This is a genomic window from Pseudomonas sp. B7(2017) (genome assembly GCF_002112745.1).
Taxonomy (GTDB): Bacteria; Pseudomonadota; Gammaproteobacteria; order Pseudomonadales; family Pseudomonadaceae; genus Aquipseudomonas; species Aquipseudomonas ekonensis.
The window spans coordinates 513,983-532,461 of the sequence record NZ_NEIP01000003.1; the positions used below are offsets into that span (position 1 = coordinate 513,983).

Annotated in this window: 7 protein-coding genes; 2 read left to right on the forward strand and 5 right to left on the reverse strand. The window is 60.7% G+C overall.

Going from position 1 to position 18,479, the window contains the following annotated elements:
- Window positions 1–255: 255 nt before the first annotated feature.
- The gene (locus tag CAG29_RS08690) at window positions 256–1,662 is read right to left on the reverse strand and encodes a cytosine permease (protein WP_085694243.1); all 1,407 of its coding nucleotides are present in this window, start codon (window positions 1,660–1,662) and stop codon (window positions 256–258) included.
- 323 nt (window positions 1,663–1,985) lie between these two features.
- Here CAG29_RS08690 and CAG29_RS08695 point away from each other — a divergent pair, with 323 nt between their 5' ends.
- A complete protein-coding gene (locus CAG29_RS08695) occupies window positions 1,986–2,471 on the forward strand; it encodes a flavin reductase family protein (RefSeq protein ID WP_085633326.1) in 486 nt (161 codons plus the stop codon).
- Between the two features lie 68 nt (window positions 2,472–2,539).
- Window positions 2,540–3,583 carry an LLM class flavin-dependent oxidoreductase gene (locus CAG29_RS08700; RefSeq protein ID WP_085694244.1) on the forward strand — a complete coding sequence of 348 codons (1,044 nt, stop codon included), beginning with the start codon at window positions 2,540–2,542 and terminating at the stop codon, window positions 3,581–3,583.
- An 88-nt stretch (window positions 3,584–3,671) separates the two neighbouring features.
- On the opposite strand, the gene CAG29_RS08705 is transcribed toward CAG29_RS08700, so the two are convergent.
- The 4 genes from CAG29_RS08705 to CAG29_RS08720 all read right to left on the reverse strand — a co-directional run bounded on the left by CAG29_RS08705 (window position 3,672) and on the right by CAG29_RS08720 (window position 18,460).
- Window positions 3,672–4,160 carry a hypothetical protein gene (locus tag CAG29_RS08705; protein WP_085694246.1) on the reverse strand — a complete coding sequence of 163 codons (489 nt, stop codon included), beginning with the start codon at window positions 4,158–4,160 and terminating at the stop codon, window positions 3,672–3,674.
- 270 nt (window positions 4,161–4,430) lie between these two features.
- On the reverse strand, window positions 4,431–4,844 hold the full coding sequence (locus CAG29_RS08710; protein ID WP_085694285.1) for a hypothetical protein: 414 nt from the start codon (window positions 4,842–4,844) through the stop codon (window positions 4,431–4,433).
- Window positions 4,845–5,021: 177 nt separating this feature from the next.
- Complete coding sequence (locus CAG29_RS08715; protein ID WP_085694248.1) at window positions 5,022–5,324, reverse strand: hypothetical protein; 303 nt, start codon at window positions 5,322–5,324, stop codon at window positions 5,022–5,024.
- A complete protein-coding gene (locus CAG29_RS08720; protein WP_085694250.1) occupies window positions 5,321–18,460 on the reverse strand; it encodes a hemagglutinin repeat-containing protein in 13,140 nt (4,379 codons plus the stop codon). Before CAG29_RS08720 ends, CAG29_RS08715 begins: the two co-directional genes overlap by 4 nt.
- Between the last annotated feature and the right edge of the window lie 19 nt (window positions 18,461–18,479).

Below are 18,479 nucleotides of genomic sequence, written 5' to 3' on the forward strand. Positions count from 1 at the left end.
TTTCCCCTGAAGCGGCGTGAGTTCGATGGTTTTGTTGTTCTGTACACGGCAGCGGCTGATCGTCAGCCAAGGGCAAGGTGCTAAGGCGTCCTGTTGTTTTTGTCGGTTGCGTCCGATTCTTGCCGACGGCGCTGGCCGGGCACAGTGGCCGGTTGGCCAAAAGGGGATCGAAACGGCCAATTTGAGTGACCGCCGCAGTGCGGAAACGACAATGCCCGGCGTAGGGCCGGGCATTGCGGGTGAGGCGCTTGCGGATCAGTCCGTGTAGCTGAACTGCGCCCGCCCGCTGCGCTGTGGCTGGCTGCGGGTCGCCAGGCAGTAGTACAGCGGGCAGGTCACGGCCAGGCCCACCAGCCACGACAGGTCCGCGCCGTCCACCAGATTGGCGTAAGGCCCGACGTACAGCGACGTGTTGGCGAACGGCAGCTGCACCAGGATGCCGATGAAGTAGGCGATGATCGCGTGCAGGTTGAAGCGCCCGTAGAGGCCGCCGTCGGCGCGGAAGATCGACGCGATGTCGTAGCGGCCGCGCTTGATCAGGTAGAAGTCGATCAGGTTGATCGACGCCCACGGCACCAGCACCAACAGCAGCGCGAGAATCAGGCCGATGAACTGGGAAATGAAGTCCGCCGACGCGCCCAGCGCCACCACACAGCAGCCCGCCAGCACCACGCTCGACAGCGCCACACGTACCTTGACACTCGGCGTCCATTGGCTGGCGAAGGTCTGGATCGAGGTGATGATCGACAGCACCGCGCCGTACAGATTCAAGGCGTTGTGGCTGATGATGTTGAGCAGGAACAGCACCATCAGGATCGGCCCCAGCCAACCGGTGGAGAGCTTGACCGCCGCCATCGCCTCGGTGCCTTCCGGCGCCGCCAGCACGGCCACCGCACCGAAGGCGAACGACAGGATCGTGCCCAGCGTCGCCCCCAGGTAGGTGGCGAAGAACGGCTTGGCGATGCCGATGTCCGCCGGCAGGTAACGCGAATAGTCGGACACGTACGGCGAGAAGCTGATCTGCCAGATGATCCCCAGCGACACCGTGGCCAGCCAGCCGGACAGGTTGAAGCTGCCGCGGGTGAAGAAGTCCGCCGGCAGGTCATGGGCGAAGATGTAGAGGAACCCGGCCAGCAGCGCGCTGCCCATCACCCACGTACCGATGCGGTTGAGGGTATGGATGAAGTTGTAGCCGATCACGCCGATGGCCGTGGCGCCGAGGGCCCCGATCAGGATGCTCAGCGGCGCCGGCACCGACGGCGCGATGCCGACGATGGACTTGCCGGCCAGCACGATGTTGGAAATGAAGAAACCGATGTAGATGACTGCCGCGAAGAACACGATCAGCAGCGCGCCATAACGGCCGAACTGGCCGCGGCTCTGCACCATCTGCGGGATGCCCATGCGCGGCCCCTGGGCCGACGCCAGGGCGATCACCAGGCCGCCGATCAGGTGCCCCAGCGCAATCGCCAGCAGCCCCCAGAACAGATCCAAGTGAAACACCTGAACCACCATGGCGCCGGTGACGATGGGCAGCGGCGCGATGTTGGTGCTGAACCACAGGGTGAACAGGTCGCGGGCCTTCCCGTGGCGTTCCGCGAGTGGGACGTAGTCGACCGTGTGATTCTCGATCAACGGATCTTGCCGGGACATCTGGGACATATGCATGAACTCGAGCTTGTCTGTTTTTATCTTTGTATGAAGCCAAACCAGGAGGGATTCGCCGCCCATCCTGAGCGAACACCATATTATGGTATTCCAACATTTACACAAGACTGATCCGCTGTTCGGCGCGTCATCTGATCCGCCATCCTCCCTGATCCCAAACCCCTGCGGCTACGGAAAAGCCCCGTAAACCCTGAGTTTCCGACGAAAGCGCCGCGTTTATCGTTTCATCAAAAAAGCGCTTGCAAACGATGTATTACGGTATACCATCAGACCCACAAACACATAAAAACCGCGTCACCCCATCCGAGGATCGTCCAATGATCGATGCCGCCCTCTACAAACAAGTCATGGGTTCGTTTCCGTCCGGCGTAACCGTCATCACCACCCTGGATGACGACGGCCAGATCGTCGGCCTGACCGCGAGCGCCTTCAGCTCGCTGTCGATGGATCCCGCCCTGGTGCTGTTCTGCCCCAACTACAGCTCCGACTCCTACCCTGTCCTGATCAAGAACAAACGCTTCGCCATCCACGTGCTGTCCGGCGGTCAGCAGAGCGAGGCCTACGCGTTCGCCCGCAAAGGCAAGGACAAGGCCCATGGCATCGAATGGACGCTGAGCGAGCTGGGCAACCCGATCCTGGCCAACGCCACGGCTATCATCGAATGTGAGTTGTGGCGCGAATACGAGGGCGGCGACCACGCCATCATGGTCGGCGCGGTGAAGAACCTGATCGTGCCCGAGCAAGACGCAGGACCGCTGGTGTATTGCCACGGCAAGATGGGCGCCCTGCCCGTTTTCGCCTGACCCCAACCGGTTGCCGTTAAACAGGCCCGACAGCGACCGGCCAACAACAAGAGATCCGAGGTAGCGTCATGAAATTTTCCCTGTTCGTACACATGGAACGCTGGGACGAAAGCGTCAGCCACCGCCAACTGTTCGAAGACCTGACCGAACTGGCCCTGATGGCGGAGTCCGGCGGTTTCAGCACCGTGTGGATCGGCGAACACCACGCCATGGAATACACCATCTCGCCGAGCCCGATGCCGCTGCTGGCGTACCTGGCGGCCAAGACCACCACCATCCACCTGGGCGCCGGCACCATCATCGCGCCGTTCTGGCACCCGCTGCGGGTGGCCGGCGAATGCGCCTTGCTCGATGTGATCAGCAACGGCCGGATGGAAGTCGGCCTGGCCCGCGGTGCCTATCAGGTGGAGTTCGACCGCATGGCCGGCGGCATGCCCGCATCGGCCGGCGGCCAGGCATTGCGGGAAATGGTTCCGGTGGTGCGCGCCTTGTGGCAAGGCGACTACGCCCACAACGGCGACATCTGGAAATTCCCGACCTCCACCAGCGTGCCGAAACCGGTGCAGAAGCCCAACCCGCCGATGTGGATCGCCGCCCGCGACCCGGACTCCCACAACTTCGCCGTGGCCAACGGCTGCAACGTGATGGTCACGCCGCTGATGAAGGGCGACGAAGAAGTCGTCGACCTGAAGAACAAATTCCAGGCCGCCCTGGACAACAACCCCGGCGTGCCGCGCCCGCAACTGATGGTGCTGCGCCACACCCACGTGCACACCGCTGACGATCCGGACGGCTGGAAAGTCGGCGCCAAGGCCATCTCACGCTTCTACCGCACGTTCGATGCGTGGTTCGGCAACAAGGAAGTCCCGGTCAACGGCTTCCTCGCCCCCAGCCCGGAAGAGAAATTCGCCGGCCGCCCGGAATTCGAACTGGAAAGCCTGCACAAGACCGCAATGATCGGCACGCCGGAAGAAATCATTCCGCGGATCAAGTACTACCAGGAACTGGGCGTGGACGAGTTCAGCTTCTGGTGCGACAACAGCCTGCCCCACGCGGAGAAAAAGAAATCGCTGGAGCTGTTCATCAAGCACGTGGTGCCGGCGTTCCGCTAAACACCCCGGCTATTGAACCCGACACATGAAAACGCCCCGACATCGTTCGGGGCGTTTGCGTAGGGGGCCTGAATCAGCGGCGCTGAAATCAATCGGCGCGCTGACCGGAATCGACCTCAAGACTGACCGGCTCCGGCAAAAAGAAACGTGCGGTCAGCCAGCACGTGGCCATCGACACAGCAAACAGCACGGTCAACTCCAAGGCATACTCCAGGCCATTCCCGCGTGGGTCATCACGGAAAACGGCGACCACAAACGGAACGACCCACAACGTGGCGACACAAGCGCCCACCAGGGCAACCGTCGCGCAGGCCCGCACCGTTCTCGCCACTTTCAACCCCGCAATCGCCGAAGAGAACAGCAGAAACGGCACGATGAAAATCAACAGCGCCAGCACGGGCGCGAGGAACGGCATCATCATCAACTCCGGCCCCACCTCGCCGATCAGCCTCGGGTTCATGGCCAGATGGGCAACCGTCGCAACGGTCTTGACGATCCCGGCGATGAAGCCAGGGACCAACGGGCACAGAAGAAAGGCCAGGAATACCTTTAGGCGGGGGTAGTTCGAATGATGCAATGAGAGAGTTCCGTTTGCTCTGGTCAAGGTCGGCGATTCAGATCGTGGTTGGGTTAACGAATCAAGGGTAAAAAAAGGTTCAGATCTATTGAATTGATCATCGCATTAAATAGATTCGTCCCCTTTCTTTCAAATAGCCCGGACTACTCAAAGAACCTCGCTGTCATTGCTGGCTGACAGCGCCTTCCGGCAACAAGAATGTCCGGGCGGCCATCCAACAAACCCGACTGATCGCCCTTCCGCCGCACACCTGCTCTGAATCAAGTTTGCCTATGGCAACTCGACCATCACAACTTGCGCGGAACCTTTGGGTAGCTCCAAAAGATATTTCCATCCTTCGAGCACTTTACGCCACTCCTGAAGAGTAAACCTGCCCTCAGGCTGACCAACCCAGTCATCGTTGACCAGAATATCGACTTGCACAGCGCTCGCATCAATGTTCAACAGAACATCATTGCCACCATCGCTGACGGACTCCTGCTCGCCTGTCTCTACCGACTCAATGGCAGTCAGCAATCGATCGCAATCCTTTGGGATCTGAGCGATCGCACCGAGAACACTGCAGACATAGAGCTCGTAGCGCGACGCCTCTTCATCCGTTGAGACCACTTCAGCCACCGCATGGAACATCTGCCCGACTTCAGGATAGGTTCCGCCTGGCTGATGATAAAACTTGAGCTTCATGAACATTCTCGACAATCAAGGCTTATTAAGAACGTGGACACACCTATTAAATTGCTTCCTGCTTCAAATAGATATGCCCCTTTCTCTACAACCTCAACATTATCGCCGCAGTACTCTGAGCATCCTCCTACAGCAGTCCATGCCCTCCAGCATTGCCCCCTATAGAAGGTTATTCCCTCAATAGTTAAACTTTATCTTCGCCTGCTCTCCCTCGCGATAGGTGAGGACAAATGATTTCCATGGTTCACCGCGCCGCGCGGCATTGCCGTTAAGCTCTTTCACCAAAAAATAAACATCCGAAATATTAAAGTCTATTTCCACATGAGTTGTCTCAACACCATTTTTTTCGACTGTTAGCTCGGCCTCCATATAACCTTTACCGACCTCAACCTCATATCGAAATGAGTCATAGCCGTGAACAATACCGCCCTCTACCATCTGAAAAATCTTCTTAAAAACTTCAAAATCTTCTGCAATCACTCAATCACCTCCGGAATTTGTCTTGGTTCATTTTCAAAAACCACTGACTTTACTTTACCATCAATAGTATAAAACACCTGCAACGAATCAGGCCGAACAGAACCTGGATCCTCACGTTCAAATCTAATTGTCGTCATCCCTACTGTTTTCGAAGGATCATCAAGCGCCTCTCTAATTCTATTTTCATAGAACACTTTGAAAGCAGAGTTATTAAAATTCCTGTCCTGTGGAAACAGATTATATTTGTCGCATGTCCCGCCTTGACTACAAGCTTGAGCATGTCCGCCCACGTCTGTGTCACGTCCTTCCTTGCCAGCCTCGGTCTGTCTCGAATCTCGAGGAATTTTTTCCTTATTAGGCGTAAAGGTCAACTCCTCCACCATACCCTTGCTATTGGTCGTGAAGGTGTTTCCATTATCGAGCTCATAGCGGGTGTAGGGGCTCCTCGCGCTCGGGTTGTTGAGAATCTCATACTCTTGGGAGCCTTTGACGGAGTTAGTCGTCTGGATCTTGACCACCGAATCGACGCGAGGCGAATCTAGTCCACCATGGACAGGTGGCTTGTCATTCGGGCCATCCACCCATCCCTTTTCCTTATCCCCGAATTCCTTAGACCAATCGGGATGCTTCGGGTCAAGCGTTATAGGATCGGTAGTCTTTCCGTCACCGGTCACCTTGCCAGCCACGACGCTGAAGACTTTACCGGCCACGGCACCGGCCATGTTGCTCGCTGTTCCCAAAGCGATGTTCAGTAGAGTTGCGGCACCCCGAACATAAGCGTCGCCGCCCTCACGCGGAATCACATCAAGTTGGTGCAGTTGCTTAAGTAGGTTGTCGTTATCCTCCAGTCGCCCCTTGTCCTCACCGCTAAGTTTACTGGCCAAGTTTTTGGCCAATTGGTCTTTGATTGCCTCAATTTTGTCGCCGAACAACTTGTTGATCAGGACATTACCTGCGAGACCAAGGGCAGTCTTTGCCGGCCCCATGACAGCCTGGATACCTAATGCCAGCAGTTGAGCCTGCTCCTTGGGCAGTCCATCCATGTAGGTCTGCAGCATGTCAGCACGAAGCAGCAACTCGCCACCTGGAGTGCCCGCTGCCGAACTCCCCAGCCAAGAGATCCGGTTCTTTGGGTCATTGTCGCGATAGTGATTGGGATCCCAGTTATCGGGTTTGGCATCGCCCGAGCCGCAACCTCCAGAAATACTGCAATCTTCCTGCGCCGCGGAAAATTTGGAAAAGACCTCTACATACTGTCGGATAGCGACGATGTCTTCGGGCTTCAGGTTGTTAACATCGCGTGGATCTCTGCCGTTTCGCACCAGATTCTTGGCGATGTTGAGAGCCAACTCATCTCCCAGCTCGGCACGCGCCGAAGCGGGCACTTCATCCAGTGTTACGCGCTGAGCCTGAATATTGTTCCATGTTTGATCCACGACTTTGATCGGACCAGAGATCAAGGTCAGTGCCGACTCATAGGCACCCTGTGTATTGTCCGCATAGTTCTCTATGCTTTTTTTCCAGGACTGAAGTGTGCCGGGAGTATCCAACACCGCATCAAGCGAGGACTTGGTCACGTACAGATCCGTGCGGGACTCCTTGTCCTTGGTGATGTCATACGCCTTGTCCACATCGCGGTTCAGTCCGACAGTGGAATCGTTGCCTGTTTCGGCATCGTTGCGCACAACGATCTCGCCGGCCCCGACAGTCGCCCGTACGGTTTGCTCCCGTTCCTTGTCATGCTTCCAGCCACTGGCGCTCCAGCCGGTTTCACCCTCCTTGCCTTTCCCGGCCGTATAACTGCCACCGACGTTCAGGTAGTAACCGTGTTCGTTGTCTTCGCCGGCAATATTCCGGAAGCCCAATGTTCCGGTGTCCAATTTCAAATTGCCGTTGTCAGCTGCGACCAGTGCCCCGTCCAGTTGGGTGTGCTTTCCTGTGCGGATATCGACCTTGCTTTTACCTGTGATAGAGGTTTGCTGTTCAATCCAGTTAGTCTTGCCGGTGGTCTGGCCGTAACCGACTGAACCACTTATGCCTCCCGCACCATAGGTGCCGGTTACACTGACATCGAACTCTTTACCCTTTACCTTTCCGGTATCGGCCACGGAAGAAACATTGAGGTCTCCACCCACTCGGCCATTCACCTCATCGCCACGCAACGTGGCGCCGGCAATGTTGGTATCCTTGCCACTGGTGAACCCCAGTCGATCCCCGGCATAGAGATAGGCCTCCTGCTGACGCTCGCCGTCCCGCTCCAGGTTGCCCTTGCCTATGTTGACGCTGGCATAAATACCAATCCCCTCAGAACCAAAGACCAGTCCAGCCTCACCACCACCGTTGTGCCGGTTGCTCTCGCTGCTGCTGTCGTTTTGTGCCGAACGGATATTCAGATCGTTGAAGGCGTTGAGTTCGATGTCGCGATGGGCAATGACCTGGGTGCCCACCAGGTTCATGTCGTGGCTGGCTTGAAGATTGACGTCTCTGCCTGCTCCGAGCTGAGTGGGCGTTGATGCACCATGCGTTCCGTCTTGGGTCGCTATGCCATAACTACCGCCGACGCCGATCTTGAAACCACCGCTGGTGCCGCCATGGATGCCCCCCCAGCTCTCGCGCTGAGTACTGTCCTGACTGACACTGCCCTTTGCTACATCGAAGGTGACGTCGCGGCCCACCACATTGATGTCGCGCCCAGCCTGAAACTTTGCCCCCTTGACTGATACGTCGTTCTGGGCAGTCAGGTTCAGATCGTGACCGGCGCCCAATGTCGACGACCTGTTGCCTTGCTCAATGGTCTGTTGATTGCTGGTCTGCTTACTGCTGCCGAACTTGACATCTGCGGTCGGCCCCGAAAGGAACTGACCCACAGCGTCCACGCCTTTCAGGCCACTTGAGACCTGGCTGATACCATCCTCGCCCTTTCCTATTCCCTTGACCGCATCTTTGGTCTGGCCATAGTTGTGGTTGAAACTTACCCCCAATCCATTACGTCCGAATTCGCGCTGCTGTTCTACCAACAACGTTTCACGAGCCGCATCAATGTTAATGTTGTGCCCGGCGCTCAAATCGATGTCGTTGTTAGCCTGCAGATCCGAACCGACCTGGTTGATGTCACGCTTTGCGGTAATGGAAAGATCTTGACCTGCATTGATTTGGCTGGCTCCAGCCGTCTGATGCTCGAGCCGGTTCCTGGTATTGAGGCTGTCTGTGCCGGCGAAAAAGCTCACGCCGTTGGCGTTACTGGAGACTCCAATGCCTGACTGCTTGGACTTCGACCATGACCGCTCGGCATCCTCATTTGATACCGCCAGCACATTGGCATCCCGGCCGGCATTCATGCTCACGTGACGTTCGGCCACGATGGCGCTGCCCAACACGTTGATGTCACGCTCCGCGCTCAAGATCGCGTCACGCCCAGCACTGACCAGGCTGCCCACGCTGGTGCTGCTTTGCCCTTCTCGTCCCGCCTCCGAGGCTGAAGCAATGGACAGAAATCCGCCGGAGAGAGAGAGGCCGGCCTTCTTTTTATAGGACTCACTGTGGCTGTACGCCGTATCGCTGGCCGAAATCAGATTGATGTCGCCATTGTTGTTCACCAGGCCGGCGCGTAACTCGACATCGTTGCCAGCCGAAGCAGTACTGGCTTGAAAAAGTACATCTTTGCCCGCAGCAATGACCAGATCGTGGCCAGCGTCCAACTGGCTCGCTACTTGACTGGAATTTGTCCAAAACTCACTGTTACCGCTTTTGGAGAGGCCGAAGGAGCCCTTCTTCGTTGTCTTGCTGTAAGCACCTTGTTCTTCGATGCCGGAAAGCACCGAGACATCATTGAGAGCCCCCAGGACAAGGTTGTTCCCGGCTTTCAGTTGACTGCCGATGACGGTGAGATCGTGCCCTCCTTTCAGCGCTACACCACCCTTTTCCGATTGACTCGTGTTTACCGTCAGATCGTGCCCTGCCTCCACCACAGAGGCCACGTTGCTGCTGTCGTAGCTTTCGCTTTGGGTGGTCTTGCTGCGTCCGAACGATCCATTTTTCTTCTTGTAGTAATAGGAAGAGCTTTCATCCTGCGCAGAAGCGACAGCAATGTCCTGCACGGCGTTCAGACTCACATTGTCGTCAGCCTTGATTCGACTCGCGATGATGCCCAGATCGTTGCCCGCACTCAGGGCAACATCACGCCCGGCATTCAAGACGGATGACTGTTGCGTGACACTGTGGGTTTCGTTGGCGAATTTCTTGCCGCGCGAGACATAGTCGCTTTCGTTGGCGGCAGACGTGATGACGATGTCTTTGTCGGCATCGATTTTCAGATCACGCTTGGCATCGAGGCGACTGGCGATGATCGCCACATCGCGATCGGCATTGATCGTCAGGTCCCGCCCGGACTTCACCTCCGCCCCCTGCTGAGTCACGGTCTGGTTGAGGAAACTGCTTCCACGGCCAGTGGTGCTGCGATCCTGCACCGAGGTGATGTTGATGTCGCGATCAGCGTCCAGCGTCATATCCTGGCCGCTTTGCAGCACGCCGCCGATGTTGTTGATGTCGCGCCCGGAATCGATCTTCAGGTCGTTGACCGCTTCGATTCGCGCCGCGTTGTCGAGCACGTCGCGGTGGAACAGGCTTGTGCCGCGACTGCCGTCGATGCTGTTCACGTCGCGCTGGTTGATCACGTCGCCGCGGGTCGTGGTGAGCGTGACGTCACGTCCGGAGATGATGCCGCCGGACTTGTTGACGATGTCGTTGCCGGCCTTGAGGGTCAGGCGCTCGCCGGCTTCGATCAGGCCGCTGTTGGTGAGATTGTTGCCAGCTTCGGCCGACAGGTTGTTCGATGCCTTCAGCGTGCCGGCGTTGTTCAGGTCGCCGCCGGCGATCAGGGTCACGTCGTTGCCTTGGATCAGCGCTCCGTTCGGCGCCAGGCGGTTGTTGGCCTGGGCCATGTACAGCACCGGCACCAAGACCTTTTCGCCGTTCACTTCGTGCTCTTCGAGCCAGACGATGTCGTGGGTCAGCGCCGCCACTTGCTGGGCGGTCAGGGTCACGCCGACGGACAGGTTGAGCTCGTTCTTGCTCGCCACCGCGTTGTTCATCAGGTACTTGAACATCGCTTCGTCGGAAGTCTGGCCGTCGATGAAGCGCTGGCCGGTGCGGGCGACCACGGCCTGCTGCACCAGACGCTGCTCGAACAGGCCGTCGCCGAGGCGCTTGGCGCTGGTGTCGGGGTCGTAGCCGAGCTTGCCCAGCAAGTAGTCCGAGCTCATGAACGACTTGAGGTTGGTCAGCGCCGGGTTGGTCTCGATGAGGTACTTGTGCGGGTTGGAACTCACACTGGTGTCGGGTAGCCCTTCAACACGCTGTACGTAAAATGAGGTGGCTTTGCCGCCTGGCGACAGCACGCCCACCGGCTTGTCGGCGCCGGCGTTCACGCTGACCGGAACAGTCTTGTCACCGAGGCTCAACGACGGACGTTCTGCCAGGCTCAAGTCACGCTTACCTGTCGATACCGGGCCGTTTTGATCGAACTGCAACGGAGTGGCCGACCTGACCGGCATACCGTCGGTGCGCGAGCTGGTAGCGGCGGCAATCGTGCCGATGCTCCAGTCGTGCTCCACTGCTGGGGTCGGATCGGCGCCTTCCTTGTGGCTCAGGCGGAACAAGCCATTTTCACCAGCCGGCAGGGTGAAACCCGGCAACGTCAGAGGGTTGACCTGTTGCTGGGCCAGATCGGGAGGCAACTGCGAATTGATGCGGATGACGGTCGGCGTCACCTGTCCGCCCAGCTGCGTGGATCCTAGACGGGACGTACCGGCTGCCGTCGCGTTGCCGTTGCGCACGACTCCGTTGTCCAGTTTGTTCGATGCATTGATGTAGACGGTGCCGCCGGCCTGCACGACGGCGTTGGCACTGGCGGTCGCGCCGCTCTCGACGGTTGTGTTTCTGGTGAATGTTGCGTTCTTTACGATATCCGGCGCTTCGCTACGCACACCGCTGTCGTAACTCGGCGGAGCATAGAAAATCTGACCATTGCTGTATTCGGCAACGATCGAACCAAAGGACAGATACCTGATGGCTTCGCCGCCACCTTGACGTCCTCCAATGGTGGACAGTGTTTCGACTTCATTCATGTCCCAGGTATGAATATTGGGAACCATGACAATTTTGCCGTTCAAGACACCCTTTTTGCCGGAGTCATAATCGGGATCGTTGGCAGCGTTGTAGTTCAGAACGGCCTGCCAGAAGCTCAAGGTTTTCGATTCGCGAGGCGCGTCCAACCAACGCGTGACGGTGTAGTCACCGACAGTGGCTCCCTGGTTGGTGAAGTTCTGTACGTTGAGCGTCAGATCACGACCGGCACTGACCACCGACGCGTTGTTGATGAATTCGCGACCGTTTCCTGTCAAGTTGCGGCCGGCGGTCAATGTGCCCGACGCCGAATCCTTGACGATGGATGACTGGTACTTCTCGACCCAGACGATGTGACTGGGAATCCGGCTCTCATAACGAATGTCCTGGAAGGAGGTGCAGGTTTCGCAACGAACACCGATCGTTCCGGAAACCAGCCCGCCCCCCGCCACCTCAAACACATCCTTGCGGTTCTCGATGCGATCCGCCGCCAAGTTCAGGTCGCCGACGCTTTCGATAGTCCCTGAAAGGTTTTCGATCGATGAGCTCCAGCCACCGATGCCGTCCCGCGAGACGCTGATGTCACCCATGCCGTAGATATCGGCATAGCGATTGGTCAGTGTGCCGACACGCAGTTGCATGTCAGCACCGCTGAAAATCAGGCTGTTCTGGTTCAGCAGAGAGTTGGCGGTGATCGTCACTTTACTGCTGCCGCCAAGCGTCCCGTTGTTGATCAGCGCGTCTGCATTGACGTTGAGGTCGCCAACGGATGTGAGCCGTCCCAGATTGGTCAGGCTGCCGCGACTGGTGAGCGTGGTCTTGGAGGCTCCCGTGATGCTGGCGGCCGAAGGCAATTCGATCTGCGCAGCAGTGAGGCCCAAGTCCCCGACGCTGCTGAGTCGGCCATTGCCGTAGTAACGGCCGCTCAGCTGAATGTCCAATCCGCCGCCAGCGGCAATCAACCCATCGTTGTTCCAGTTCCCGCCGCGCCCGACCAGCTTGGTCGTCGCCAGCAGCTGTCCGCTCGCCGTCTGAGTGAAATTGTTGACGTTGACCGTAAGGCGCCCAGCCTGAATGACGCTGCTGTTGGTCCAGCTGTCGGCGGCCAAGGTCAAGCCACCCAGGGTGACCAGCGAGCCGCCGGCATTCATGACATTCGCGGTGGAGATGCCGAATTCGCCCGTTCCGACGTGGGTGACAGTGCCGCCCGCATTGAGGAAGCCCGGTGTGGTGAGAATGAGATCGGTGTTGGCGGTCTCCACCAGACCGTTACGGTTGTCGAACAGGCTGCCGATCTGGAAGTCGGTCTTGCCGGCGTTGCCCAGCGCCCGTAGCTTGCCGCCCTGGTTGTCGAGGTTGGCGGCGCGGATGGCCAGGGTGCTGGCGCTTTCGATCAGGCCGCCGCGGTTGGAAAAATTGCCGTTGCTGACGACGTCGATCTTGCTGGCGCTGATTTGGCCGCCATCGTTGTTCACCGAGCCGGCGGTGGCGTTGAGCAGGCCTTTGGCGTAGATCCCGCCGCCGCTGTTATCCAGGAGATTGCTCCCTGCATCGAGCAGGATATCGCCCGTGTTGGCAGCGATTCGCCCCGCGCCGCTGTAGATGCCGCCCCAAGCACGCAGATCGATCCGGCCGCCTTCGATCTTGCCGCCCTGACCGTTGCGCAGCACGCCGGTCAGGCGGCTTTGCATCAGCCCCTTGAGGCTCGACAGCATCCCGCCACGGTTATCGAGACTGCTGGCGTTCAGGGTCAGGTCGCCATTGCGGGCGATGAGTTTGCCACCCTGGTTGTCGATGGCCCCGGTGCCCGCGTCAACGGTCAACGCGTTGCCGGCCTGCACGGCACCGTTGCCGTTGTTCAGCCCGCCAACGGTAAGGATCACATCGCCCTCACGGCTGTTGATCAGGCCATCGGCATCGTTGCGAAGCGTGCCGGCGGAGGCGATCTCAAGCCGGCCATCGGCCGAAATCGTCCCCTGCTGGCTGTTGTTCATCTCGCCTGCGGTCAGCAGTTTCAGCCAAGACTGGCTGATCAACTGGCCACCTTGGTTGTAGACGCCACTGGCGCGCAGGATCTCCAGCGGGCCCGCGCTGCCCAGAACGCCGTTGATGTTGGTCAGCGCACCGAGCAGGTCGAGGGCAACGCTGCCGTCGCCTACGAGACGGCCACCGGTATTGTCCAGTCGCGAACCGGTGACAGTCATGGTCTTGGCGGCGGTGATACGGCCGCCGGCGTTGTTCAGGTCGGTTGCACGAATATCGAGAGTGCCGCTGCTTTCGATCAGACCGCCCGAGGAATTGATCAGGGTGCCGTCAGTAAGGGTGAGCGACTGCCGGTCGCCGCTGGTGATGATCCCGGCGGTGTTGTCGAGGCTGGCCGCCTTGATGGTCACCTCGCCCTTGCCGCCCAGACCGCCCTTGCTGTGGTTGACCAACGCGCCGCTGAGGCCGATGGCCAGATCACCGAACTGGCTGGAGACCGTGCCTTCCTGGCTGTTGTCGAGGCTGCCGCCGTCGACGGTCACGCCGTTCCAGCCGGACACCAGGCCGCCCTGGTTCAGGATCTCGGCTGCCGTCAGGTGCAGTCGGTCGTTGCTGATCAGGTTGCCGCCACGGTTGTCCAGGCGGTTGCCGGTCAGGCTGAAGCCGTTGACGCTGGAGATCTCGCCCTTACGGTTGTCCAGGTCGCGCAGGTGCGCAATGCTCAGCACGCCCTTGGTGTTGATCAGGCCGTTCTGGTTGTTGAGATCCGCCGCCGTCGTGCCCAGATCGATGTTGATGCCGGTTTTCCCCAGCAGCATGCCGCCCCGGTTGTTCAGGCCGCTGCTGTTGAGCGTCAACTGCTGTGCGGCCTTGACCGTGCCGTTGCCGTTGTCCAGCAGGCCGTCGACGGTCACGCTCAGGTCGCTGTCGCTGAGCAGCACCCCGCCGTCGCTGTTGTCCAGGCTCGCGGCACGGACCTTAAGCGCCGCTGCAGCGATCTTGCCCTTGACCGAGGTCAGGGCCTTGTCGAGCGTCAGGGTCAGCTTCTGGTTGCTCAGCACCTGGCCGCCGCTGTTGTCCAGCGAGGCGGCGATCAGGTCGAAGGCCTGTCCGCTGGAGATCTCACCGTTGCGGTTGTCGATCCCGACGAGGTTCGTCAACGACAACACGCCCGGTGCGTTGATGAGTCCGTCTTCGTTGTTCAGCGCGCCGCCTTGCAGGTCCAGGCTCAGGCTGCCCTTGCTGAAGAACTTGCCGCCCTGCTGATCCAGGCCGCGGACCTTGCCCGCCAACTCGGTGGTGGCGCCCAGGCTGCCGGCGGTGTTGGTCACCTGGCCCGCATCGAGCTCAAGCCGGCCGTCGGAGAAGAGGCTTCCCCGGCTGTTGTTCAGCGCGCCGGTGGTGAGGCTCAAATTGCCCTTGCTGCTGATGACGCCCTTGTCCTGGTTGTCCAGCGACTGGCTGTTGAGGGTGAGCGCAGCGTCTGTCAGCAGTTGGCCGCCCTTGTTGCTCACGGCGCCACGGGTGTTAACGCTCAGGGCCTTGGCGCTGGAGACCACGCCTTTGTCGTTGCTCAGGCTCTGGGCGTTGACCGACAGCGCCCCTTCGCTGTTGAGACGCCCCTGATCGTTGTTCAGGGCCGACGACAGGTTGATCGACAAGTCACGCAACGTGCTCAGCCGGCCGCTGTTCTCCAGGGTCGCCCCGGTCAGCGTCAGCCCCGCATCGCCGGACAGCACGCCGCCGTTGCGGTTGAACACCTCGCCCACGGTCAGCGCCAGGTTGCCGCCGGCCAGGATGTAGCCGCTGTCGCTGTTGTCGAGCCAGGCGCCGGTGAGGCTCACATCGGCCTTGCCCGACAGCTCGCCGGTGCGGTTGTCGAGGCGGCCGACGGTGAGTTTCAGCGCTTTTGCGGCGCCCACCAGGCCTTCGCGGCGGTTGTCCAGGCTGGCGGCGTCGACGGTCAGGCCGGCGTCGGCGATGACCACCCCGGCCTGGTTGCCGAAGGTGTCGCTGACGGTGAGCCCCGCCTCCCCGCGAATGCGGATTTCGCCGTCGGTGTTGTCCAGGCTGGCGCTGCGGCTGTCGAGGCCGGCGGCGGCGATCAGCCCCTTGACGTTGCTCAGCGCCCGGTCGACGACCAGGGTGAGCTTTTCGTTGCTCAGCAGTTTGCCGCCGTCGTTGCTCAGGCTCTGCGCAGTCAGGCTCCAGGCCTTGGCCCCGGCGATCTCGCCGGCGCCGTTGTTCACCTCGCCGAGGTTCTTCAGCAACAACTGGCCAGGCGTGCGGAGGTTGCCGCGCCGGTTGTCCAGCAGGCCCCGGTTCATGTCGAGCGTCAGGTCGCCGTTGCTGAACAGTTCGCCGCCGTCCTGCTCCAGCGACGTGAGCGATACCGTCATCTGCTGCTGGCTGCCGATCCTGCCGCCGCCGTTGTCCAGGTGCGCGGCCGTCAGCAGCAGCGTGCCGTCGGTGGCCAGGCTGCCGCCCCGGCGGTTCTTGAACTCGCCGGTGCTCAGGGTCGAGTCGCCCTTGGCGCTGATCAGGCCGGCGTCGCTGTTGTCGAGGCTGCCGCTGGCGAAGGTCAGGCCTTTTTGCGAAACGATCAGGCCACCCTGGTTCAGCGCGGCGCCGACGCTGGTCAGCGCGATCGCCTCAAGGCCCGACAGCTTGCCCAAGCGGTTGTCGAGGCGCCCGGCATCGAGGGTCAAGCGGCCGTCGCTGCTGATCAGGCCGTTCTGGTTGTCGATGACCTCGTCGAAGGCCAGCTTCAGGTCCTTCTGGGTGACGATCCGTCCGCCCACGTTGCTCAGGCCGATGCCGCTCAGTGTCACGGCGCCCTTGCCGAAGATCAGGCCGTTGGTGGCGTTGATGATCTGCGCGACCTTCAGGCCCAGGGTCGTATCGGACAGCACCTTGCCGTTGTCGCTGTTGTCCAGGCGCGCACCGCTGATCAGCAGGCCCTGCCCGCCGGACAGCGAACCGCCCCGGTTGTCGATCTGATCGACGTTCACGGTCAGGGCCTTGAGCGAAGCGACCAGGCTGTCCTCGCGGTTGCCCAGCTGCTTGCCGGTCAGCGTCAGGTTGCCTTCGGCGACCAGTTCACCGCCCTGTTGGCTCAGGACGTCGATGTTCGCCTCGATGTCGCCCTTGCCGGATATCCGTCCCTTTTCACGGTTGTCCAGTTCTCCGACCGTCAGCTTCGTCGCCAGATCGGCACGAATCAAGCCGCCTCGGTTGTCGGTGTTCGTGCTGTTGAGGATCAGGGTGTTGAGCGACGATACCTTGCCCGCGCCGTTGTCCAGGCGGGTGGCCTGCACATCCATCGCGCCGTTGGCCTGGATCAAGCCTTTGCGGTTGTCGAGCTGGCCGCCGATCCGGGTGGTCAGCGTGCCTTCACTGGTCAACTGGCCTTGCTGGCTGTTGTCGAGTCGCTGCGCGCGAACGATCACATTTTGCTTTGCGCCGATCTTGCCGGCGCTGTTGTTGATCGCACCCAATGCGCTCAGGTCCAGCAAGCGGCCGGCGGTCATGAGGCCGGCGACGTTGTCGAGCGCGGTGACGACCAGGACGCTGTCGGTTTGGCTGGAGAACTCGCCGCCGGAGTTGCTGAACTGCCCGACGTTGCCGTTGAAGTTGCCGCCGCTGTTGATGACGCCCTTGCCGTTCAGCACCTGGCCGGCATTCAGGCTCAGGGACTGGCCGCCCAGCACCCGCGCGCCGTCGCGGTTGTCGAGCGTTCCGGCCGTGACCGCCGTGCGCTGCCCGCTGAGCGTGCCGCCCTGGTTGTTCAGGTTCTGCGCCACAGTGACGGTCAGGTTGCGGCTGGCGACCACGCTCTTGCTGTTGCTGAGGCTCTGCGCGCTCAGGCTCACATCGCCGTTGGCGTTGCGGCTGTTGTCGGCATTGACCCCGGCCTCGACGATGCCGGCGTTGCTCAGCTGACCGCCCGCCGTCAGGGCGATGCTGTCTCGGGCGGCGAGGGTCTGCCGGCTGGTCAGGTCGCCCTGGGTCTGCACGTTCAGCGCGGTGCCGGCGTAGACCGCGCCGCGCGCATCGAGGCCGGCGGCCTTGACGTTGACAGCGCCGGTGGCCGAAGTCTCGGCCAGGCTCAGCTGACCGTTGGCGTCGAGCTGGATGTCGCCGCCGCTGGCGATCAGTTTGCCGTCGAGCTTCACGCCGACCCCGGCCTCGGTGCCCACCAGCTTGATCGCCCCGGCGTACATCCCGCCCAGGGCCGAGCTGTCGATGGCCAGCTGCGGCTTGGCGCTGCCGTCGTCGGCGCGGGCCGTGGCGTTGAGGCTGTCGGCGTTGACGTCGTTGCGTCCGGCGACGATGGCCAGGTTCTGCGCCTGGATCTGGGCGTTGATCTTCGCGCTGCGGGTGATGATCTCGAAGCGGTCGACATTGCCCGCATTCAGGCCCTCGCCTTCGATGGCGACGCTGCCCTGGTCGACCTGGAAGCGGTCGAGGCGTCCGTTGTCCAGCACCGGCTTGCCGGTGGTCAGCGTGACCCGCGGTGCGTTGATGAAGCCGCAGCCGCTGCAGGTGATGCCGTAGGGGTTGGCCACGATCACCCGCGCCGACTGCCCCGCCACCTCGGTGTAGCCGCGCAGCTGGCTCGGGCTGCCGCCGACCACTTCGTTGAGGATGGTCTGGGCCGAGCCGCTGTTCTTCAGGTTCGGGTTGCCGATGATGTGGCCGCCCAGTTGGGTGGCGGCGGTCTGGGTGGCCGCGTTGTTGAGGATCACCCCCTGGGCGCCGACGTTGTAGTCGTTGAACTGGTTGTGCGACAGCCCCGTGCCGTTGGGCGTGGCGATGTTGACGATCGGCACGCCGTTGCCGGCCCGGTCCAGCCCGGTGCCGGGGTTGGCCACCACGATCCCGTCCGCCTGCGCCCACAACGGCTGCCAGAACATGACGTTCGCCAGCAGGAACGCCAGCCCGCGCTTGGGCATGCCCAGGAAGCGCTCGCGCGGATTGACGGCAGCAGTAGGCTGACCGGCCAGGAAGGCCGGTTGACGAATGTTCATATTGGAGTCTCGGGGTCAG

Excerpts from the sequence above, each read along its gene's own strand:
- CAG29_RS08700 (WP_085694244.1), top strand. The coding sequence starts at position 2,540 with ATGAAATTTTCCCTGTTCGTACACATGGAACGCTGGGACGAAAGCGTC.
- CAG29_RS08720 (WP_085694250.1), bottom strand. The coding sequence starts at position 18,460 with ATGAACATTCGTCAACCGGCCTTCCTGGCCGGTCAGCCTACTGCTGCC.
- CAG29_RS08710 (WP_085694285.1), bottom strand. The coding sequence starts at position 4,844 with ATGAAGCTCAAGTTTTATCATCAGCCAGGCGGAACCTATCCTGAAGTC.
- CAG29_RS08695 (WP_085633326.1), top strand. The coding sequence starts at position 1,986 with ATGATCGATGCCGCCCTCTACAAACAAGTCATGGGTTCGTTTCCGTCC.
- CAG29_RS08690 (WP_085694243.1), bottom strand. The coding sequence starts at position 1,662 with ATGTCCCAGATGTCCCGGCAAGATCCGTTGATCGAGAATCACACGGTC.